Origin of the sequence: Oceanobacillus sp. FSL H7-0719 (assembly GCF_045040795.1) — a bacterium.
Lineage (GTDB): Bacteria > Bacillota > Bacilli > Bacillales > Amphibacillaceae > Oceanobacillus.
In genome coordinates this window covers 2,532,306-2,554,419 of the sequence record NZ_CP150301.1, presented here as the reverse complement: position 1 = coordinate 2,554,419, position 22,114 = coordinate 2,532,306, and the positions used below count along the sequence as shown (strand labels likewise).

Below are 22,114 nucleotides of genomic sequence, written 5' to 3'. Positions count from 1 at the left end.
AGGAGTCTACGTGTGAACGGGCTGCTCTGTGCTGAAATGATTATTTAGTGTTCTGATTATATAGGTGTAATGAGAACAGTCCCTCATTTTAGAGCTTAAATCGTGGCTGTGTATAGAGTGTAAAAAATATCCTTGAAAAAAGTTGGACTGCGGATTCAGAACGGAGTTGGAAGAGGGTAAATTAAAGACAGGGCTGCTTTAAAATAGAAAGTATTCGTTGGGGTTATTTAAAGGTGTTTATGTATTGTGATGGAAAGGGCAGGTTTCGTAACATAGCCAGCAAATTTGGTGTTTTCACTTCAGTCTTTCTTTTGAAATCAATATATTTCAATCCACGAAATAATACTGTATAATGCAATGCAAGCACTTAGGAGAGGAAGTTTGAAATTGTGATGGAAACAAGGGAAAAGGTACAGAATATACAAGAGAAAATCTGGACAAAAGATTTTGTTTTTATCTGGCTTGCTAATTTTTTCGTTTTTCTGGGATTTCAAATGACACTGCCAACAATCCCGTTATATGTAAAAGAGCTTGGTGGAAATGACCAGATGGTTGGAATTATTGTTGGTATTTTCACTTTCTCCGCCTTGCTGCTCAGGCCCTATGCTGGACATGCATTAGAGTCTAAAGGGCGCGGGTTTGTTTATGTTATTGGATTAAGCATTTTTGTATTATCAATGAGTATATATGGATTTGTAGCTAGTATTTTCTTGCTGGGATTTCTAAGGATTATTCAAGGAGCTGGCTGGGGATTCTCTACAACTGCAGGTGGGACGATTGCAACCGATATTATTCCTGCGCATAAACGCGGAGAGGGAATGGGGTATTTCGGTTTATCTGGAAACATCGCCCTTGCACTCGGACCTGCACTCGGTTTATCGCTAATGGGAATGATTTCGTTTCAAAGCTTTTTCCTTATTTGTGCAGCATTAGGACTAATTGCTTTACTATTCTCGTTAGGGATTGGGTATAAAAAAGTAGAAGCTGTCGAAGAAAAGACAAAGCCTGCAAGATTTGATGTGATTGAAAAAACAGCGCTGAAGCCGTCTATTCTCATGTTCTTCATTACGGCAACATTCGGGGGCATCGCAACATTTTTGCCGCTCCATGCACTTGAGAAAAATGTGGAAGGCATTGAATTATATTTTCTTGTATATGCTGTTTTCTTAATGATTTCACGTACCTTTGCAGGGCAGATTTATGATAAAAAAGGTCATATCTATGTTTTTCTTCCTGGTACTTTCATGATACTGACAGCAATGTTTTTGCTTGCCTGGCTGCCCAGCACGCTGGTGCTCATGATTGCAGCGGCGATTTATGGACTTGGATTTGGAACAGTTCAGCCGGCACTTCAGGCATGGGCTGTTGATAAAGCTGAAGCGAATCGAAAAGGGATGGCAAATGCGACCTTCTTTTCCTTCTTTGATTTAGGAATTGGGATTGCCGCTATCACTTTTGGCATAATTGCTTCGACAATAAACTATGCATCGATTTATATTGCGTCAGCATTATCGATTATTTGTTCCATTGCGATTTATATTTATTTCATTATGCGGGACCGGAAAGCGAAAGTATCCTGACATCGTCTGCTGACATATAGAAAGCAGTGAGTGGGATTGGTTCACATTTACAGAATTTTTCTGTAAAATAGAGGAAGCATATGCTAAAGGAAGGGTTCCATTACTTTGAAAACTTTAAAGGATGTTAACTTAAGTAAATTATTTCCGCCAATTATTTACCGACGTGGATTAGAATATTATAAAAATAATAAAGTCAGTGATCTGCTATATGACATTAACTATCTAGTTTGGACTGCAACCGTACACGGTTCTGAGGATTACTTCGTGGAAATTAACATGGAGGAGCTTCAAAAAAATTCGATTGATACGTACTGTGACTGTCCAGCCTTTGATACTTATGGATCATGTAAGCATATTGTTGCTGTGCTTTTAAGTGTACAGGCGAGAGAATCCAAAAATGGAAATGCACCACTTCACTATGATTACAATACGACAAATCGCTTCATTCAAGCGATAAGCTCGTTGCAGCAAATAGAGCAGAAGCCGGAAATCTTAAAAGATAAAATTCCTTTGCAGGTTGAATACCATCTGAAATGGAATTACTCGGACAATCTGCTGATTGAATTAAAATTAGGTGAAAACCGCTGCTATGTGGTGAAAGAGGCTTTCGATTTGCTGAAAGCAGTACTGCAAAACAGGGAATACTATTTCACGAAAAATTTCACCTATCGTCCGGATGAACATTTCATTCTGCAACAGGATATGGAAATATTTAAACTGCTATATTCTATTAAGAATAACGAAAACATCTATAATTCAACCTTTTTCCCACATTCGGGTTCTGCAGATAAACGTTTCATCTTAATCCTGCCATTGCTTGTAAAGGAGTTAATGGAGAAATTAGTGGAAAGAAATGTATCGGTCTCCATCGCAAATCGAACATTTCAAGCAATTTCGCTTGAGGAAGATACATTGCCGTTCCAATTTCTATTGGAAAAGAACGAAAAAGAAGATGTCATGCTGAAATTGACGGAAGGCCAAGAAGTAAAAGTGCTTCCTGATTACGATATGGTATTCAGCCAAGGCACATTTTACTTTCCTACCCCAGACCAATTGGATGTTATTCAGGGGCTTAATCAGTTTAACCTAAGCCAGCTTGAGCTTGCTATTTCGAAGACACAGGCGGACCAATTCTTTTCAGAGGTTATACCCTCATTGAAAGCCGTTGGTGATGTTCAGGTTGCTGAAAATATCATGGAAGAGATCATTCAGGTTCCGCTGCAGGCGAAGTTGTTTTTAGAACTTAAAGAAGACTTAATAACTGGAAGACTTGAATATTATTATGGGAAGCACTTTATTGATCCCTTTAATGGCCGGGAACGGAATGATGTTATTATCATCCGTGATATTGCAAAAGAAGTGGAAATTATGCAATTGATTGAGCATGCTAACTTTCATTACAATGGAAAAGAACTTTATCTTGAAACGATAGAGGAAGAACAGCTGTATGAGTTCTTATATCAAATCCTGCCGCTTCTGGCGGATCATGTTGAGCTGTTTCTTACTTCGGAATTAAAATATATGATTGTAGAGCATGAACCAACAGCAACAACGAATGTTCGTCTTGATTCTGCATCTAATTTACTGGAAATCAGCTTTGATATTGCAGGTGTGGATGAAGCAGAGGTCGATAAAATTCTGCAGGCAGTTATTGAGAAGAAACGTTTCTACCGTCTGCAAAGCGGTGCAGTACTCTCCCTGGAAAATAATTCATTTGCATCGATTAATCAATTCTTTGATGATATGAATATTAAAGAGAAGGATTTGCACGATGGAAATGTGCATATGCCGTTATATCGGGGGACGCAGATAGATGAGCTGATTGATACGAAGAAAAGCTATGATCCAGCTTTTCGTTCATTAATGCACCATCTCCGTTCTCCAGAGGAACAAGTCTATGAACTGCCGGATAATTTGCAAGCAACACTAAGAAATTACCAGCTTACTGGTTATCAATGGTTTAAGTCATTAAGTCATTATCATCTTGGCGGTATTCTGGCCGATGATATGGGCTTGGGGAAAACAATTCAAACGATTGCTTATCTAGCCTCTGAGCCAAGTGATAAACTACATTTGATTGTTGTTCCTTCGTCTGTCGTATACAACTGGAAAAACGAATTTGATAAATTTACACCAGATTTAAATACAGCAATCTTAACTGGTGCGCCTGCAGAACGGCAGCAGAAGTTTAAAGAATTGCAAGATGTTGATGTATGGATTACTTCCTATGCAACATTAAGGCAGGATATTGAGTTTTATCAGGATATTGAGTTTCAAACAATGATACTTGATGAAGCACAATATATAAAAAACTATGCTACAAAAACATCTCAGGCAATCAGACAGATTAATGCCTCTCGCCGTTTTGCCCTGAGTGGCACACCAATTGAGAACTCGATTGAAGAACTTTGGGCGATTTTCCAGGTTGTTTTACCAGGGCTCATGCCGAGTCAGCGTAATTTCAAACAACTGTCAAATGAAAAAATCGCTTCAATCACAAGGCCATTTATCTTACGGCGTTTAAAACAGGATGTTCTAAAAGAGTTGCCTGAGAAAATAGAGTCTGTCAGCGTTTCTGAACTGACACAGGAGCAAAAAGAACTGTACGTTGGATATCTCCAGCAAGTACAAAGAGAAGCTTCCGAATCGATGAGAGAAAGCAGCTTTAATCAAAATCGGATAAAGATACTTGCAGGACTGACAAGATTACGGCAGATTTGCTGTCACCCTGGTTTGTTTATTGAGAATTACCAAGGTGAATCTGGAAAGCTGAAACAGCTGATGGATACAGTTAGAACCGCTCTGGAGAACGGGAACCGCATGTTGATTTTCTCCCAGTTCACGAGTATGCACGAAATTATTATCAAGGAATTAGAGAAAGAGGGAATCGATTACTTTTACTTAAGCGGCAAAACTCCCTCAGAAGAGCGCTTAGAAATGAGTGAACGCTTTAACGAAGGGGAGAAAGGTGTTTTCCTTATCTCACTTAAAGCTGGTGGAACGGGGCTGAATCTTACAGGAGCAGATACGGTTATTCTCTATGATTTATGGTGGAATCCTGCAGTAGAAGACCAAGCAACAGGGCGTGCCCATCGTTTTGGTCAGAAAAAAATTGTGCAAGTGATTCGCTTAATTGCTGAAGGAACAATAGAAGAAAAGATTTACGAACTCCAGCAGAAAAAACGGGAATTAATCAGCCAAGTCATTCAGCCAGGAGAAGCCATGCTAAGCAGTCTGAGTGAAGATGATATTCGTGAGCTGCTGAACCTGTAAATATCGTGCAGCTTTGATCGCTCATTGCAAGTCAAAACAACATGATATTCATGCTGATTCAGATCAATGCTTAACAAAACCACATGGGAAAAGAGAGTCTCTCTTATTCCGTGTGGTTTTTATATTGCAATAAATGCCTAAATAGAGCAAATATAGAAGCGCAATCAGGTGTAGCCTGCGTCGAAGGGGGAAAAGATAGAGCAAATAGGAGGGTTCACGGTGAAAAAACGGATTGAAGCATATTTTAAATCAGAAAATGATGTAGAAACAGCGAAAACTGCGTTGCAGCAACTGCATGTCCAGGATATCATCATTGACGATATTCCTGAAGAAGGGAATAAGATTGCTTTTGTACCTTTTGTCCAATCAGGTTTATCATGGGGAGTTGCAGCATCCCTAGATTTAAACCAGGAAGAAAAGAAAGAAGAAGAGATGACACATGTATTAGAAGGGAAAGTAAAAGCAGAAGAGTATGATAAAGCAATAGCGATTTTATCAGAAAAAGAGGGCTATATGAGGAGAGAATAAGCCAGTCTCTGCTGAGTCTGGCTGTTTCCATGCATATTCACTGATCTAATGTAAAGAGTTTGCGCGGGCGCCCTTTTGAATATGGTCGTTCCTCACCTGAAACTTTGATAACATTACCAGTCAGTAACTTATTTACTGTTCTTTCTGCGCTGCGTTTTGTTACTTGATAAAAAGTCGCCACATCGTTAGTGGAAAATGGTTCATTATTGCGTTCTGTTATAAAATCAATGAAATTATATGACAATTCATTATTAAGCTTAGCTTGGTGAATCAGTGCTTGATAAAGGCTTGATGTATCGATTTCTTTTCGGATGCCAATTGGTCCAATCGTTTCCTGTCTTTCATTCACAATATAACAAATGCTGTGTTCGCTGCGCTTACAGCTATCTAATGCAATCTCAGCATTTTCAGCTGCATTTTTTGCATTCAATCCGAGTCCAAATCCCAAATAGATCGGCAATTTAATTGTTGACTTCATCTCTTGTAATAATGGAAACTCTCGATAGTGATTTTTTAGATGATATAAAACCTTGTCTGTACCAATAATATTAAATGTATGATCATTGGATTGAATTAGTGTCGTATCCGTACGAGCAGTAAAACGAGTGAGGATGCGTTTTAACTTTTCCAGAAGATCCATTCTGTAATTCGTATCAGGGTCAGTGATGTTATCGAAATCTTTAATTTTAACATAGCCAAAAACGACTTGGGTATTCTGTGATTGTCTTAGTTGGGCTAGAGCAATTGCCTTTTTAATTGCTTTAGTAATGTTGATATCAGGAGGATGCATGGTGCTGGCAGGAATATCTTTCTCCGTCAGCTGCTGTTTGATTTCGTTAATTGTCGTTAAAACATAATCAATTTTATCTTCTTTCCATAGTCTTTCATAATATGCGAGCAGTTTATCCACTTCCGGTGCTTCAAACTTATTATGAATAAATGTATGAATGGAATCCTGTTCAAAATGCAGCTCATCAATTACCCCTTTAATGAAACGGTCTTCCAGAACATCTATTGCAAAACGGCGAACAGGCGTATTTAAGTCAGTATTTAATCGATAGAGAGCAGCGGTAATCATATATGAATCAAAGTCGACCTGAATTGCAGGCAAGCGCTTTTTCTCAATCTTATCTTTTACATGCAAATATGCTATTGCTTCGGTAAATAGATAGACATCACACTGAAAAACCTGATCGAATAATGCTGGTACTTCTTCAGTTTTAGAGTAAATCATTGGAAGAATTTCGACCTTTTCCATATCTTCTATAAGCTGTTTCACACGTTCTATCGTAAGCTTCCTGCCAAAAACAGCGATTTTTACTTGCATCAGCTTCACTCCCATCTTTACTAGATTGAAAAAAGGTATAGTGAGTTTATCATATTGAATTTTCATAATATTGTCAAGAAACATATATTACTTAAATGAGAATAGCAGCTTCTAGCGAATAATACAATTGGAAGGCATATTTATGACTATAAATCTTGATTTTTTCAGGTAGAAAAGTTAAAGTAGTTGGATAGCGCTTACATAATAGGCTGAATGCTGTACCGCAGTTCCTGAATTCCCTTTAATAGTAGTTGTTTCATACAATGTAAGGTTATTTAATAAATTGACGTTAATCAACAAAAAATATTGACAAAATTTAGTTTTTTGATAAACTCTAACATACATAACGGAAGGGGGAATTTTCTTGAAAAGAGGAAAATTATTTTTATTCTCTGTTATCATGCTTGCTATTGCGGTATTCTTAGCTGCCTGTGGCGGGGATGATAGTGGGGATAATGGAGATAGCGGAAATGGTGGAGACACACCTAAACTGATTAGTATGCTAACAGGTGGTACAAGCGGAACGTATTACCCGCTTGGTGGAGAAATGGCGAAGATTATCGATGATGAAACAGGTATTAAAACAGATGCACTGTCATCAAATGCTTCGGCTGATAATGTAATCGCTTTACAAGAGGGAGAAGCAGAGCTTGCATTTGTTCAAACAGATGTCGTTGCCTTTGCAGCAGAAGGAATTAATGCCTTTGAGGATAATCCTGTAGACAATGTTTTAGCAATTGGCTCGCTTTATCCGGAAACAGTTCAAATTGTTACAACAGCAAAATCTGGAATTACATCAGTAGAGGATTTGGCTGGTAAAACTGTTTCTGTAGGTGCTCCGGGATCTGGTACGTATATTAATGCAGAGCAAATTCTTGAAGTACATGATATGACGATGGATGATATAAACGCACAGCATCTTGATTTTGGTGAGTCAACTGGTGGAATTCAAGATGGCGATATTGACGCCGCTTTCATCACTGCTGGCTGGCCAACAGGTGCGGTTGAAGGATTAGGTGCTACTACAGAGGTCAGCATTGTTCCTGTTGAGCAAGATAAGATTGATGCAATTATAGAGAAATATCCATATTACGCAGAGGACACGATTCCTGGTGGAACATATGGAGGAATTGATGAAGATATTAAGACAGTAGCAGTACTTGCAATGCTTGCTGTAACAGATGAGTTGTCTGAGGATACGGTCTATGAAATCACAAAAGCAATCTATGAAAATGCTGGTTCTATTTCTCACTCTAAAGGTGAATTTATAACACCAGAGGCTGGCGTAGAAGGAATTGGTATTGACTTCCACCCAGGTGCAGAAAAGTACTTTAAAGAAGCTGGCGTACTGGAGTAAAGTTTAATATGAAACAGCCGGCTTCCAGTCGAATAGACAATTGACAGCCGGCTGTTTCATTAATAATTACACAATGTACATAATAATGATCCACAAGATACAAATTTCAGTGCTTCATAATGGATTGGTGAGTAGCAAATGAAAGTCAGCAAAGTGATGCCTGCCTTAATAATTCTACTAATAATTATCTGTCTGATTCTAATTCCCTTTCGAACTGCATTGGTATTCTATCATGGAACATCAAATAACATAGCAGCATTCCTTCCACTTAAAGCGGGTGAACACTTCCAAATTATCTTTAAGCATTCGATTCATTTAACGAATGTTGTTGAGAAGTATCATGTTTCAGCTGATTTGGAAATTGTACAGGATGAAATTATCTTTGAGGAATTTGGAATTGGGATGCCATCAAATGCAGAAGGTGAAGCGAAGTTTGAATATATAGACGGGAAATATCATATCTCTGAATTAAATCAAGTCTTTGAATCTATAAATATTCGAAATGGAAAAACCGTTTCTGAGCATCGTTTAGTATGGGAAACGGATGAAAGTGAAAAAGTGGTCCAATTTAATGACTACTTTGAACCAGGAGCGTGGTTTAAAGTAAAGGCAGAAAAACTGTCTATTTTGCAATACTTGAAAGGAGTGAAAATAAATGAGTGATAAGAAACTACAAAGAGATGATACGAAACAAATTTCAATAGAGGAACAACAGGAACTGATGGAAAAGTATGATGTAGAGTCGAATACACGGAAATTAACCGGGATTGTAGGGTGGGTTGTATTCTTCACTTTAATCGCATTTTCTCTATTCCACCTTTATACAGGTGTATTTGGTGCTTTTACTGCATATATTCAACGGACGATTCACTTAGGGTTTGCTTTGTCGCTTATCTTTCTGCTATTTCCTGCAAAGCGGGGAATGAAGCGATCCAGCGTTCCTTGGTATGACTGGCTCTTAGTTGGATTAGCGATTATTGTTTGTACATATTGGCCAGTGTTCTATGAAACCTTAGTACAAAAAGTCGGCGGGATTGACTTGGCACAAGTAATTATTGGTGGAGCAGCAGTGCTGTTAGTATTGGAGGCAGCAAGAAGAGCTGTTGGTCTTCCAATTGTTATCATTGCAGGTTTATTCCTTTTATACGCATTATTTGGCCCGTATATGCCAGGAATGCTTATCCATCGTGGTCTAAGTATGGAACAATTAATTAATGCTATGTTCTTTACAACAGAAGGGATTTTGGGTACACCATTGCAAGTTTCCTCAACTTATATTTTCTTATTCCTGTTATTTGGTGCGTTTCTTGTACAAACAGGCGTAGGGCTGTATTTCAACGACCTGGCGCTGGCAATTGCTGGTCGCCGAGTTGGCGGGCCAGCGAAAGTTGCGATTTTCTCGAGTGCTTTAAATGGTACGATTTCGGGGAGCTCGGTTGCAAATACGGTAACAACAGGTTCCTATACAATACCAATGATGAAACGTTTGGGGTATAAATCGAACTTCGCAGGAGCGGTTGAGGCAGCATCTTCAACAGGCGGCCAAATTATGCCGCCGATTATGGGTGCAGCAGCTTTCTTAATGATCGAATTTGCTGGGGTTCCTTACTGGGATATTGCTAAAGCTGCAGTTATTCCAGCACTTTTATATTTTACAGGTATTTGGGTAATGACGCATTTGGAGGCAAAGCGCCTAGGATTGGTAGGACTTCCAAAAGAGGAATTGCCTAGCAAGAAGGCAGTGTTGAAAAAGCTTTATCTATTATTCCCGATAGTCGCTATCGTATATTTCTTATTTGAAGGATATAGTATTGAAAGAACGGCAATTTACGGTATTATTTCTGCGATTGTCGTTAGTATGTTCAGTAAAGAAACGAATATGTTCCTTCATAATGGCAAGTTTACACTATCCAAACTGATTACTGCTTTAACTGATGGTGCCAGGACTGCGCTTGGAGTGGCGGCAGCAACTGCTTGTGCTGGTATCATTGTAGGTGTGGTAACAAAAACGGGACTTGGCTTAAAGCTTGGCAATGGACTAGTTGGAATGGCAGCTTCCATTGCAAGTAATCCAACAGCATTAATTTTGCTTACCTTATTCTTTACGATGATTACATCGATAATTTTAGGAATGGGATCGCCAACGACTGCAAACTATATTATTACATCAACGATTGCTTTGCCGGCAATTATGGCTTTAAATGAACAATATGAATTAGCGATACCAGTTCTTGCTGCACATATGTTTGTTTTCTTCTTTGGAATTGTAGCAGACATAACCCCGCCTGTTGCACTTGCAGCTTTTGCCGCGACAGGTATATCAGGTGGGGAGCCGATACGAACTGGAGTCAATGCAACGAAATTGGCAATCGCTGCGTTTATCATTCCATACATGTTCATATTTGAACCGCAGCTGCTGATGATTGATGTTACCTTCCTTGGTATTATATGGATTATCGCAACTGCATTAACTGGAATGATTGCAATCGGTGCTGGCCTTATTGGCTTCTGGTATCGTAAACTTCATTGGATTGAAAGGATCATTGCCGTTGTAGCAGGTTTACTATTAATGTATCCTGAAGGAAATACTGATTTAATTGGAGCTGCAGTTTTCGCAGTGATGCTTATTATCCAGCTGATGGGTAAAAATAAATCAAAAGGCAAGGGAGAAAGTCATCCGCAAGCAAGTGCACAAGCATAGGAAACACATGATGAAGATGACCGGGTATGGTTACATACCTGGTCATCTTTTTTTGAATATATCTTCTGGTAATGTATCATGTAAATGAGATGTAATCACATGGCAAAGGCTGGTTTTAACATGGAAAAGCAACATGATTTTACGCAGGGAAATATATTTAAGCAGATGCTCCTTTTCTCCGGACCAATCTTACTGACCAATTTACTCCAAACGTCTTATCAGTTTATTGATAGTCTGTGGGTTGGTAATTTACTTGGTGCGAATGCTTTAGGCGCTGTCGGTGTATCAGGAACAATCTTATTTACTGTTCTTGCTTTTATTATTGGACTGAATAATGCTGCTTTAACTATTTTGTCACAGCAGAAAGGGATTGGCGGGGACGAAGGGTTAAAACGCTACTTAAATGCATTTGTCGTTCTAATGACGGCGATTGCCCTTGCCCTTGGAATATTCGGGTATGTTTTCTCTGAACAGCTTTTAAATTTGCTTGGCACTCCTGAAAGTATGCTTCAGGATGCGAAAACCTATCTGCAGATTAATTTCCTAGGTATATTATTTTTATTTGGCTATAACTTTATCAGTACCGTGATGCGTGCTCTGGGAGACAGCAGAACACCGCTCCGATTTGTGACAGTGGCTGTTCTAGCCAATATTGTACTTGATCCATTATTTATTTCGGTATTTAATTGGGGAATTGATGGTGCTGCCTATGCTACGGTCGTTTCACAAGGTCTGGCCTTCATTTATGGATTCATTTATTTAAAACATAAAAAGTTAGCACCATTTACAGCACCAGCGCTTCCTTCCTGGAAGGAAATACGGCTTATTTTAAATCTTGGTATTCCATCAGGCTTACAAATGGCTGTAATATCTGCTGGCTCTGCAGCAATCATGAGTGTTGTTACGGTGTTTGGTGGTGGAGTAGTAGCCGGTTTCAGTGCGGCACAGCGTTTAGATAATATTATTATGCTGCCGGCTCATGCGTTAAGCACTGCTGTTACAAGTATGGCAGGACAGAATATCGGGGTTAAAAATTGGCAGCGTGTTGAGAAAATTGCTAAGTATGGTGTGCTTTATAATTTTGCAATCATGATTGTCATCGGTATTTTCATTATATTATTTGCAGAGTTTGGAATAAAACTCTTTATCCGTGAAGAAGCGGCAGTTGAATTTGGAAAGCAATATTTAAGGATTATCGCTCTATGCTATCCATTCCTGGGAATCAATTTTATTTTAAATGGCATCGTTCGGGCATCTGGAGCAATGTATCAGGTGCTTGTATTAAATATCCTCTCTTTCTGGGTGTTGCGCTATCCTCTTACATGGCTGATGGCAAGTGAGCTGGGTTCTGTTGGGATTGCAATTGGAATGGGTACAAGCTTTATTATAAGCAGTACGTTTGCCTTTCTTTATTACAGGTATGGAAAATTCAGAGAAAAGGACTTATTCAAATAGATTCGTGAAGGTTTAAGTGGTATATTAAATTTACAAATGAACAAAGGGAGGAATTCATATGGTTAAAGCAATTCATACAGAAAATGCACCAGCAGCAATTGGTCCATACTCGCAAGCAATTCAGGCTGGAGACTTTGTTTTTGTTTCCGGACAGATCCCTGTAGATCCTGAATCAGGGCAAGTGGTCGAAGGAATTGAGAAACAGACAGAACAAGTGATGGAGAATCTCAATGCAGTATTAAAAGAAGCTGGCACGGATTTCTCACAAGCGGTCAAATTTACTATTTATTTAAGCTCAATGGATAACTTTGCAACAGTAAATGAAATTTATGGAAGATACTTAATTGAGCCATTCCCGGCACGTGCGACAATTGAGGTGAGCAGACTGCCGAAGGACGTTTTGATTGAAATCGATGCAGTTGCTTATGTTCAGGAATAGGAGGGAGAAAAATGGATAATTTTATTTACCATAATCCAACAAAATTAATCTTTGGGAAAGGGCAGATTGACATGCTGCCTGAGGAAGTAGCCGCGTATGGAAAGAAGGTTTTAATTGTCTATGGCGGGGGCAGTATCAAGCGTAATGGGGTTTATGACCAGGTGATTGAAAAGCTGCAAGAGATCGATACAGCGATTTATGAACTTGCAGGTGTTGAACCGAACCCAAGAATCTCTACAGTAAGAAAAGGTGTCGAAATCTGTAAACGTGAAGGGATCGAATTCTTGTTAGCCGTTGGAGGCGGCAGCACGATCGATTGTACGAAAGCTATTGCGGTTGGTGCAAAATCAGAAGCGGATATGTGGGATATTATTATGAAGAAGGCGGAGCCAGAGGGTGGATTGCCATTTGGAACAATTCTTACATTAGCAGCAACAGGTTCAGAAATGAATCGGAGTTCTGTGATTACAAATTGGGAAATAAAAGAGAAGCATGGCTGGGGATCAGCCTATTCCTATCCCGCATTTTCTATATTGGATCCGACAATTACGTATACTGTGCCAAAGGATCAAACAATTTATGGGATTGTCGATATTATGTCGCATGTATTCGAACATTATTTCCATCTGACGCCAAATACACCAATGCAGGATCGTTTATGTGAGTCGATTTTGCAATCAATGATTGAAACAGCTCCAAAGCTGATTAAGGAACTTGAGAATTATGAATACCGTGAAGTAGTCCTGTTAAATGGCACCTATGCTTTAAATGGAATGATCAATGTTGGCATTCGCGGCGATTGGGCGACACATAATCTGGAACACGCCGTTTCGGCAGTTCACGACATACCCCATGGCGGCGGGTTGGCGATACTTTTTCCAAACTGGATGAAGCATGTATTGGATGAAGATAATGCAGGTCGTTTTAAACAGCTTGCTGTTAGAGTGTTCGATGTTGACCCTGCAGGAAAGACAGATAAAGAAGTCGCATTAGAAGGAATTGAAGCACTTCGAACATTCTGGAATAGCATCGAAGCACCAAGTAAATTATCTGATTATGATATTACAGAAGATAGTTTAGAATTAATTGCAGAAAAAGCTGTTTCGGTCAGACCAGAGTATGGGGTGTTTAGAAAGCTGGATAAAGCGGACTCGCTAGAGATTCTGCAAGCGAGCTTATAGACCTGTTGAAAAATTTCCCGGGAAATGGCGAAAAAAGAAGAACTGCGGCTTAATTATAAAAAGCCTGCAGTTCTTCTTTTATTGCAATCCTGATTTTATCCAAACATTCTTCGGGTGTCTTCCCGAAAACACGTTTGTTATTTACAAGCGCATATGGCCTGACTGCACATAAGCCGCAAAAATTCAGGCATTCGCTCATAATAACTGCAACCTCTGGAAATTCTTCTTCCAGAATTTCTTCTATATCAATGGTTTTAATTGTGTTGCCATCACAAATTTCGACCACAACAATTCCCATGAAAATCACACTTTCTACTATTATATAGTCTTAGTATAAAACATATATCCTAGTATCTGCTAATTCCCTGCTTGAATAATCACGATAAGATAAAAAAGCCGAGACAAAAGAAATATAATTTAATAAAATCCGAACGATACCTTAATTCGTTCGGATTTTAAGTGGAATCCTAATTCCCTTAATTCAGTACTAAGCATACTCCTCTGGAAAATTGCAGCCCGAATACACTTCGCTTTTGACCTGACCCCCAAAAGTTAGAGTAAAAATTTAACGATTGGGGTGTTTTTTGTTGGCGAAGTATACGGGCAAATTCAAATCAAAAATCGCAAAAGAATATCTGGAAGGAAAACTAAGTTATCGCAGTCTAGCGGAGAAATATGAAATTCCTACGACCACGCTTCGAGGTTGGGTAAGAATTTATAAACATTTTGGAGAAAAACAATTAGTGGTGAAAAATAAGGATCAGGAAATTTACTCTGTTCAATTTAAGCGAGATGTATTAAGCTTTATGAAGAGTACTGGTGCTTCAGCGTCCGACACAGCTCTTCAATTTGGAATCAAGAATCCCTCCATGTTATCTAGATGGAGAAAATCATTCCAGGAAGGCAAATCTGAAGCTCAGAATAACCAGAGGGAGCTGCTTCCTATGCCTGATAAATCGAAGAAGCAAAAGAAGAAACCGATAAATAATAAAGAAACAGTGACTTTAAAGCAATTAGAAAGAGAAAATGAGCTTTTACGTTTAGAGGTGGCCTATTTAAAAAAGTTGCGAGCTTTTCAGGAAGATCCGGAAGCCTTTCTCGAAAAGCACAAACAGCGTTATCAGCCGAACTCAAAAAACAATTCAAATTAAAAGATGTCTTAAACATTGTTGGAATCCCTGAATCATCCTACCACTACCATATGAACGGAAAGAAAGAAGAAGAGGACTCAGACCAAGTATTGAAAGAATGTATTGGAGAAATATTTAAAGAATATAAAGGAATTTATGGTTACCGTAGAATCAAAAAAGCTTTGGAAGAAGACTATGGCTATATCGTAAATCATAAGAAAGTTCAACGTCTGATGAAAGAAATGGGACTCCAATGTGTGAAGTTTGGAAGAAAATCAAGAAAATATAATGCTTACAAGGGAACGGTAGGTAAGGTGGCGAAGAACCGTATGAATCGTCGGTTTCACACGAAAATACCTTATCAGAAATTGACCACAGATATCACAGAATTTAAGTGTTCAGGAGGAAAGAAACTCTATTTAAGTCCAATCCTGGACATGTTTAACGGGGAAATATTATCTTACGGCATCAGCACATCTCCAACACTTGAATTCGTATTGAATCCACTTGAAGAAGCGCTAGACACTGTCAAAAACTCAAAATATAGGACAACCATCCATTCTGATCAAGGATGGCATTATCAACATGATAAATGGGTGAAAACCCTCAAGGGAAATAAGGTATTTCAAAGTATGTCACGTAAAGGGAATTGTATAGATAACGCACCAATTGAAAGCTTTTTCGGTATATTAAAGCAAGAAATGTATCACGGAGAGCCTCTCTGTACCTATGATGAATTAAAGATTAAGATTGAGGAATATATTTCTCTATATAATAATAAACGTATTAAGAAAAAGCTGGATGGTATGAGTCCCGTTCAATACCGAATTCATACCAGCCAACTTGCAGCTTAAAAACTCCAACTTTTGGGGGTCACACCATTTCCGTGGGCGGCTGATGAGCCATCGGTATGCTATCGCATACCGCCGTCTCACCGATGCCTCTCATCCCACAGGAGTCTCCGTGTATTCGGGCTGCTTCGTGCTGATAAGCTTATCTAGTCTTCTGTTTATTATTATAAAAGAGTAGAAGTTTGTCTTAAGCTAACAGTTGAAACGCCTTTATGTGTATAACTTAAAATAGTCTAGTAAGATTAACATGCATATCCTGCCATAATTCAATGAAATAACCGTTAGTTTTACTGGGAGCAGTCCAAATACTCCGAGACTCCTTGGGGAACTAAGGCATCGGTAAGACCACGTAGTGCGTAGCACGTAGGGGGCTTACCAGCCGCCCCAGGAAAGCGAGGGGTATTCGGACTGCGGGCTTCCAGCCAATAGGGTAGGAAGGTAAAACTAAAGTTACTCTGAAGTAAATTAATCAGCACTTTCTATCGACTATGAATGATTATCCCATTGTAAAAAGTTAACTTTAAAAGCTTTTTATTCGATAATATTCGTTTTAAATTGGTTGATATTAAATATGCCCAGTCTGTTTTTATTAATGCTTATAGGACATATACTTTGAATCTTTTGCTTCGTATTCCGTCGTATACCACGTAACGAGCATGATAACCCCGCATAGGATGAGCAGACCACTTGTTACAAAGAATACAGATGAGAAGCCGAATGCAGCCGCCAGTAATCCTCCAAGTGCAGGCCCAATGACGTTGCCCAAGAAACGAAGACTTGTGTTATAACCAAGAACCTCACCCTGCATGGATAGCGGTGCTTCTTGTCTTATATAGGCGATACGCAATGGCACGATGCCGCCAATAGATACACCAAGCAAGAATCTTAAAGCAACAAGCTGCCAGATATTTGTTACGAACGCACCAGGTAAATAGACAATTCCAGCGGCAAACAACAGGATGATAAGAATCTTTATATAACCAACGCGATCCCCGAGTCTGCCCCAACGTCTGGACATAAGCAGGTTCCCTAACCCGGCTGCTGAGAAAGCCATACCAGCGAAGAATGCGATATTTACTGGTCCATGAATATCCTCAACGAATAAAGATAATATCGGCTGAATACTAAAGTGTGCGACCTGTATTAGGGCAGATAGCAGCATAACAACAAGTAATACAGGCTTGCTTATAATGTGCTGCAGCACTTCTTTGCTTGTATAAGATTTCTTTTCGTTTGAATTGGAAGAAACCTTCATTTTTACTTCCTTCACTCCGGAAAATACGAGGAATGCGGATAGGAATATCGTGATTGATACCCATTTAAATGAATTGGAAAATCCAAACATATCAGCAAGTGCGCCGCCTAGCATTGGTCCCATTAATGCCCCGGTAATACTTCCTGTTTGCAGTGTGCCAAGCACTTTTCCAGCTACTTCTTTAGGCGTTTGTACAGCAATCAATGCTTGTGACATTGGAATAAAGCCTGTAACAATTCCCATCAGCAGCCGTAATAAGAAAAGCTGCCATACAGAAGTGGCGAATCCCATCAGGAATACGGATAAGCCAATTCCAGCTGCAGATATAATTAAAATATTTTTTCTTCCATATTTGTCACCAATTCTTCCCCAAATTGGTGAGAAGATAAAAGCTGCAATAAATGTTACAGCAAAAGTTAAGCCAGACCATGTTTGTACATATGATTCCGAGAAGTCTCCCATGCCTGCTATATACAGGGAGATAAATGGAACCACCATCGTCATACTTCCACTAACAAAAAGGTTAGCAAACCACATGATTACTAAGTTCCGTTTTAATGCTTCATTTGAATCGATTTGTAAAACCCTTCTTTCCGCGAAATATTTCGTTACTCTAAATATACCGCAATACGAAATAAATATAAAGGGATACGCTCATAAATACACAAATCTGTCAAGAATGAGCGCGATTTTCTACAAGTTTGTTCATTTTTTCTGATGAAGGTATAATAATGGAGAGTACTTTCCAGAATGTTTTTCATGGAAAAGAAATAGGGTAGGGTAATAACATAGCTCTTATCCTATAAACAAGAAATGAAATGAAAGAAATTTAGTCTTATTAAAGGAGTGTTTATTTTGAAAATGACACGTAAACTTGTATTTTCGCTGCTATTGATCATAGGTATGCTCATTGGAATGGCAACACCTGCACTGGCTGTCTCGGATAGTATCTTAATCTTTGGGGAAAAGCTGAATGATTCACAGCGTCAGGAAGTAAGAAGTAAATTAGGAATTTCCAAGGACGGAGCACAGCAAGAGGTCGATGTAACTGGGGAAGACTATGCCAGCTTTATTAATGGGAATCCAAATGCAAATATGTATTCCTCGGCACTGATTAAACTGGAGAATAATGGCGAGGGTCTAGTTGTAAATATAGTGACACCAGAAAATATAACAAAAGTAACGAGTGAAATGTATGAAAATGCCCTGCTCACAGCAGGAGCAGAAGACGTAACGGTGGATATTGTTTCACCAATTGCTGTTACTGGGCATTCTGCTTTAACAGGGATTTATAAAGCGTATGATGTTGAAGGTGCAGAGCTGGACAAAGAACGTATGGAACTGGCTAATGATGAGCTTGAAGTAGCTACAGACCTAGCAGAAAACGAAGACGTCTCCGAAGAGGATGTCAGCACACTGTTAACAGAGATTAAACAGATGATTGCTGATCAAAATCCGGTTACGAGAGAAGAAGTGGAACAGATTGTCAGCGAACAGTTGAGTAAACTGGAAATCAACTTGAGTGAACAAGACCGCCAAAGACTGATTGATCTCTTCGATAGAATGCGTGAGTTGGATATTGATTTTGGTAAAGTAAAGGATCAGCTGAAGCAGATTGCTGACAATGTTGCGAATAAAGCAGAAGAATTGGGATTAGACCAAGGATTCTGGGAGAAAGTAGCAGCATTCATCGGCGACATTTTTAATGCATTAGGCAACTTCTTTAAAAATCTGTTCAATTAACCTATTTAAATATAGAGCTGCAATTGATATAAACTGTTGATTACTAAACGGGGGAGTATGCATACTCCTCTGGAAACCCGCAGCCCGAATATACTTCGCTTTCCTGGGATGGCTGGTGAGCCACGACGCACAGGACGTGCTAGTGCAGATGTTGCCACAGGACGTGGCGTATGTAATCTGCCTCGTGCTGACGCACTCGCAGTCTCACCTATGCCTTTCACCCCCAAGGAGTCTGCGTATATTCGGGCTGCTTTGTGTTGAAAATTTTATTTTTTGTTCTAATTATGTTAGTAAAATAAAATTAACTGCTCTTCGCAGACTTGCGGCTTAAAACATAGCTGTGTTTAGACCAGACTCGACTTTAGGGTTAAACACCGGGTATATCTCCTAATGAAATCCAAGGAATTAACGATTAACTTTTCCTGGGAACAGTCCAAATAGCCCGAGACTCCTCTGGGGGGTTCACCAGCGGCCCGCGGACGGGCTGCGGGTGTCAATTACAGTACATTTGAAATTAGAGTAATCAGTAGTCTGTTTAAAATATGAATAAACCGATTTGGAGTATGATACAAATCGGTTTTATAAAATATTGGCGAAAAAATTGATGATTAACACGTATAATCACTACTATTTTAACTGATTAGGTTGCAAAATTTTCAGTTAAAATACCCTTGAAATCTGTAATAATGTAACAAAAGCATCCTTCAGCACGTTTTTTATTACAATTCGATTACATTTGTCATGGAATGGATATGAAACGCAATTCGTGTCATTTACTTTTAATTTTGCTGTAACTGTATTCCTCGATTTCCTGTGATAGTATAGTGACTGTCACAAATTGAGGAGGAAAGCAATTGAAAAAATTAGTAGCGGCTATTGCCACTGGTGTTCTTTTAGCTGGTGCAGCTGTAACTACTGCTTCTGCTGAAGAGCATGAAGTACAAAAAGGTGAAAACCTATGGGACATTGCAAAAGAATATAACACCACCATCGATGAGTTAGTCGAGATTAATAATTTGAAGACTACTGTTATTCAACCAAAACAAGTTTTATATATAAATCAGACATATGTAGTACAGCGTGGTGATACATTAATCGATATTAGTAAGGAGTATGACGTATCTGTTGAGGACTTGAGAGAATGGAATGATTTAAATTCAAGTATGATTGTGATAGGTCAAGAACTTCAAATTAAGGGTGTTAATGTTGACCAAGAGGATGCAGCGCTTCCTGATGAGGAGCAAACTGCAGAAGTAAAGAAAGAAACAGCTAAAGCACCAGCTGAAACAAAAACAGCTGAGAAAAGTGAATCTAAGCCAGCTGCAAACGAAGAAAAGGCAGAAGGCAAAACCATTTCAGTTTCAGCAACCGCATATACTGCTGGTTGTGATGGATGTTCTGGAGTTACAAGTACAGGGGTTGACTTAAATAAGAACCCAAATGCAAAAGTAATTGCAGTAGATCCAAAAGTAATCCCATTAGGTACTGAAGTATATGTGGAAGGTTATGGTTATGCAGTTGCTGCGGATATCGGTGGTGCAATTAAAGGCAACAAAATTGATGTTCATGTCCCAAGTAAAAATGATGCATACGCATGGGGTGTACGCACTGTTAATGTTACGATTGTAGAATAAAAGTGTGGCACATCTCACGGAACTGACTTACATAGAAGTCAAGCCGCAAGATAACATCACATAGAAAAAGGAAAGCATCGATATCAAATCGATTGCTTTCCTTTTTTAATCTTCAATTAAAGATTCATTGGCTGAATCAATTAATTCGGTTGCTGGATTCCCATCATGAAAATATCCAAACAAACTAATGGCGATAATAAACGTGACAAATACTGCTAAAAGTAATCTCTTCATCCCGATTTTGTCCTCCAAAAAAATATCAGCCTTTATTATATTAAAAAATACAGTATACGCCAAGCATTTGTGTGAGAGTTTAAACTGCTAAATTCATCCAATGAAGTAACATGATAAAAGCGGGTTAAGTGAATTCCAATTTTTCTCAGTTCCCTTTTAACTTTTCAATTTGAATATGTTAAACTTGAAATGATGTAAGCGCAATCATTAACTTTATTAAGGGGGAAGTTGAAATGTCGAGTACGATTTTAGAGGAATTTTTAAATGATAACATTGCAGATTTAAAGGATCGTGGTTTATATAATGAAATTGAGACAGTAGAAGGCGCAAATGGTCCTGTTATTCAAATTGGTGACAAAAAGTTAATTAATCTATCTTCAAATAACTATCTTGGTTTAGCGACAGATAAGGGCTTGAAACAAGCAGCAAAGGAAGCGGTAGACACACATGGGGTTGGAGCAGGTGCTGTCCGCACAATCAATGGCACGCTTGATTTACATATCGGACTTGAGAGAAAAATTGCAGCTTTTAAAGGAACAGAAGCAGCAATCTCCTATCAATCTGGCTTTAACTGTAATATGGCAGCGATTTCAGCTGTGATGGATAAAAATGATGCTATTCTTTCCGATGCATTAAACCATGCATCGATTATTGATGGCTGCCGTTTATCAAAAGCAAAGATTATCCGCTATGAACATTCTGATATGGAAGATTTACGCAGGCAAGCTAAAGCGGCAGCAGAATCAGGCCAATATAACAAAATCATGGTCATTACAGATGGGGTCTTTTCTATGGATGGGGATATTGCAAAGCTTCCAGAAATTGTAGAGATTGCCGAGGAATTCGATCTTATCACTTACGTTGATGATGCCCATGGTTCTGGTGTGCTTGGAAAAGGTGCAGGTACAGTAAAACATTTTGGTCTGCAGGATAAGGTTGACTTCCAAATGGGTACATTATCAAAGGCGATTGGGGTTATTGGTGGCTATGTAGCTGGAAGGAAGAATCTTATTGACTGGCTGAAGGTGCGCTCGCGCCCATTTCTTTTCTCTACAGCGGTTTCACCTGCAGATGCTGCGGCAAGTACAAAAGCAATAGAAATGCTGATGGAAAGCGAAGCGCTTAATGAACAGCTTTGGGAAAATGGAAATTACTTGAAAGCTGGCTTAAAGGATGCAGGTTTTGACATTGGCGACAGTGAAACACCAATCACACCAGTAATTATTGGCGAAGAGAAGAAAGCGCAGGAATTTAGTAAACGCCTGTTTGACGAAGGTGTCTATGCAAAATCAATTGTTTTCCCAACAGTTCCACGAGGTACTGGACGCGTGCGCAATATGCCAACTGCAGCACATTCCAAGGAAATGCTGGATAATGCGATTGCTGTTTATAAGAAAGTCGGCAAGGAAATGGGACTAATCTAATC

The 22,114-nt window shown here is 39.0% G+C and carries 17 protein-coding genes and 1 pseudogene; 14 read left to right on the top strand and 4 right to left on the bottom strand.

Annotated features, from left to right (window positions below; translation table 11 throughout):
- Window positions 1-392: 392 nt before the first annotated feature.
- The 3 genes from NST93_RS13075 (at window position 393) to NST93_RS13065 (ending at window position 5,381) form a co-directional block, all read left to right on the top strand.
- The gene (locus NST93_RS13075) at window positions 393-1,580 is read left to right on the top strand and encodes an MFS transporter (protein ID WP_405103876.1); all 1,188 of its coding nucleotides are present in this window, start codon (window positions 393-395) and stop codon (window positions 1,578-1,580) included.
- A gap of 105 nt (window positions 1,581-1,685) precedes the next feature.
- On the top strand, window positions 1,686-4,853 hold the full coding sequence (locus NST93_RS13070) for an SNF2 helicase associated domain-containing protein (protein WP_405097716.1): 3,168 nt from the start codon (window positions 1,686-1,688) through the stop codon (window positions 4,851-4,853).
- Window positions 4,854-5,072: 219 nt separating this feature from the next.
- Complete coding sequence (locus tag NST93_RS13065) at window positions 5,073-5,381, top strand: hypothetical protein (protein WP_405097714.1); 309 nt, start codon at window positions 5,073-5,075, stop codon at window positions 5,379-5,381.
- A gap of 37 nt (window positions 5,382-5,418) precedes the next feature.
- Here the strand turns inward: NST93_RS13065 and NST93_RS13060 are convergent, their stop codons facing one another.
- Complete coding sequence (locus NST93_RS13060; protein ID WP_405097712.1) at window positions 5,419-6,708, bottom strand: hypothetical protein; 1,290 nt, start codon at window positions 6,706-6,708, stop codon at window positions 5,419-5,421.
- A 364-nt stretch (window positions 6,709-7,072) separates the two neighbouring features.
- On the opposite strand from NST93_RS13060, the gene NST93_RS13055 reads away from it, so the two are divergent.
- From NST93_RS13055 to NST93_RS13030, 6 genes are all read left to right on the top strand, one after another.
- A complete protein-coding gene (locus NST93_RS13055; protein ID WP_405097711.1) occupies window positions 7,073-8,065 on the top strand; it encodes a TAXI family TRAP transporter solute-binding subunit in 993 nt (330 codons plus the stop codon).
- 138 nt (window positions 8,066-8,203) lie between these two features.
- Window positions 8,204-8,728: a DUF1850 domain-containing protein gene (locus NST93_RS13050; RefSeq protein ID WP_405097709.1), complete on the top strand. Its 525-nt coding sequence runs from the start codon at window positions 8,204-8,206 to the stop codon at window positions 8,726-8,728.
- Window positions 8,721-10,766, top strand: a complete 2,046-nt coding sequence (locus NST93_RS13045; protein ID WP_405097707.1) for a TRAP transporter permease — start codon at window positions 8,721-8,723, stop codon at window positions 10,764-10,766. Before NST93_RS13050 ends, NST93_RS13045 begins: the two co-directional genes overlap by 8 nt.
- 120 nt (window positions 10,767-10,886) lie before the next feature.
- Window positions 10,887-12,221 (top strand): MATE family efflux transporter, encoded by a 1,335-nt coding sequence (locus NST93_RS13040; RefSeq protein ID WP_405097705.1) that lies wholly within the window; start codon window positions 10,887-10,889, stop codon window positions 12,219-12,221.
- Between the two features lie 58 nt (window positions 12,222-12,279).
- A complete protein-coding gene (locus NST93_RS13035) occupies window positions 12,280-12,660 on the top strand; it encodes a RidA family protein (protein WP_405097703.1) in 381 nt (126 codons plus the stop codon).
- Window positions 12,661-12,671: 11 nt separating this feature from the next.
- Entirely contained in the window at window positions 12,672-13,841 is a 1,170-nt protein-coding gene (locus NST93_RS13030; RefSeq protein ID WP_405097701.1) for an iron-containing alcohol dehydrogenase, read from the top strand.
- 49 nt (window positions 13,842-13,890) lie between these two features.
- Here NST93_RS13030 and NST93_RS13025 read toward each other — a convergent pair whose 3' ends face one another.
- The gene (locus NST93_RS13025; RefSeq protein ID WP_405097699.1) at window positions 13,891-14,139 is read right to left on the bottom strand and encodes a DUF1450 domain-containing protein; all 249 of its coding nucleotides are present in this window, start codon (window positions 14,137-14,139) and stop codon (window positions 13,891-13,893) included.
- Window positions 14,140-14,428: 289 nt separating this feature from the next.
- Here NST93_RS13025 and NST93_RS13020 point away from each other — a divergent pair, with 289 nt between their 5' ends.
- Window positions 14,429-14,992, top strand: coding sequence for a helix-turn-helix domain-containing protein (locus NST93_RS13020; RefSeq protein ID WP_405097032.1), 564 nt, complete (start codon window positions 14,429-14,431; stop codon window positions 14,990-14,992).
- A pseudogene (locus NST93_RS13015) lies at window positions 14,956-15,825 on the top strand (IS3 family transposase); the annotation flags it as partial. The gene NST93_RS13020 and the pseudogene NST93_RS13015, both read left to right, overlap by 37 nt.
- 586 nt (window positions 15,826-16,411) lie before the next feature.
- Here NST93_RS13015 and NST93_RS13010 read toward each other — a convergent pair.
- The gene (locus tag NST93_RS13010) at window positions 16,412-17,614 is read right to left on the bottom strand and encodes an MFS transporter (protein WP_405097697.1); all 1,203 of its coding nucleotides are present in this window, start codon (window positions 17,612-17,614) and stop codon (window positions 16,412-16,414) included.
- 324 nt (window positions 17,615-17,938) lie between these two features.
- Here NST93_RS13010 and NST93_RS13005 point away from each other — a divergent pair, with 324 nt between their 5' ends.
- On the top strand, window positions 17,939-18,820 hold the full coding sequence (locus NST93_RS13005) for a DUF1002 domain-containing protein (RefSeq protein WP_405103874.1): 882 nt from the start codon (window positions 17,939-17,941) through the stop codon (window positions 18,818-18,820).
- An 854-nt stretch (window positions 18,821-19,674) separates the two neighbouring features.
- Window positions 19,675-20,454 (top strand): LysM peptidoglycan-binding domain-containing protein, encoded by a 780-nt coding sequence (locus NST93_RS13000; RefSeq protein ID WP_405097695.1) that lies wholly within the window; start codon window positions 19,675-19,677, stop codon window positions 20,452-20,454.
- A 105-nt stretch (window positions 20,455-20,559) separates the two neighbouring features.
- On the opposite strand, the gene NST93_RS12995 is transcribed toward NST93_RS13000, so the two are convergent.
- The gene (locus tag NST93_RS12995) at window positions 20,560-20,688 is read right to left on the bottom strand and encodes a hypothetical protein (RefSeq protein ID WP_405097693.1); all 129 of its coding nucleotides are present in this window, start codon (window positions 20,686-20,688) and stop codon (window positions 20,560-20,562) included.
- A 233-nt stretch (window positions 20,689-20,921) separates the two neighbouring features.
- Here NST93_RS12995 and NST93_RS12990 point away from each other — a divergent pair, with 233 nt between their 5' ends.
- Window positions 20,922-22,112, top strand: a complete 1,191-nt coding sequence (locus NST93_RS12990) for a glycine C-acetyltransferase (RefSeq protein ID WP_405097691.1) — start codon at window positions 20,922-20,924, stop codon at window positions 22,110-22,112.
- Window positions 22,113-22,114 lie beyond the last annotated feature (2 nt).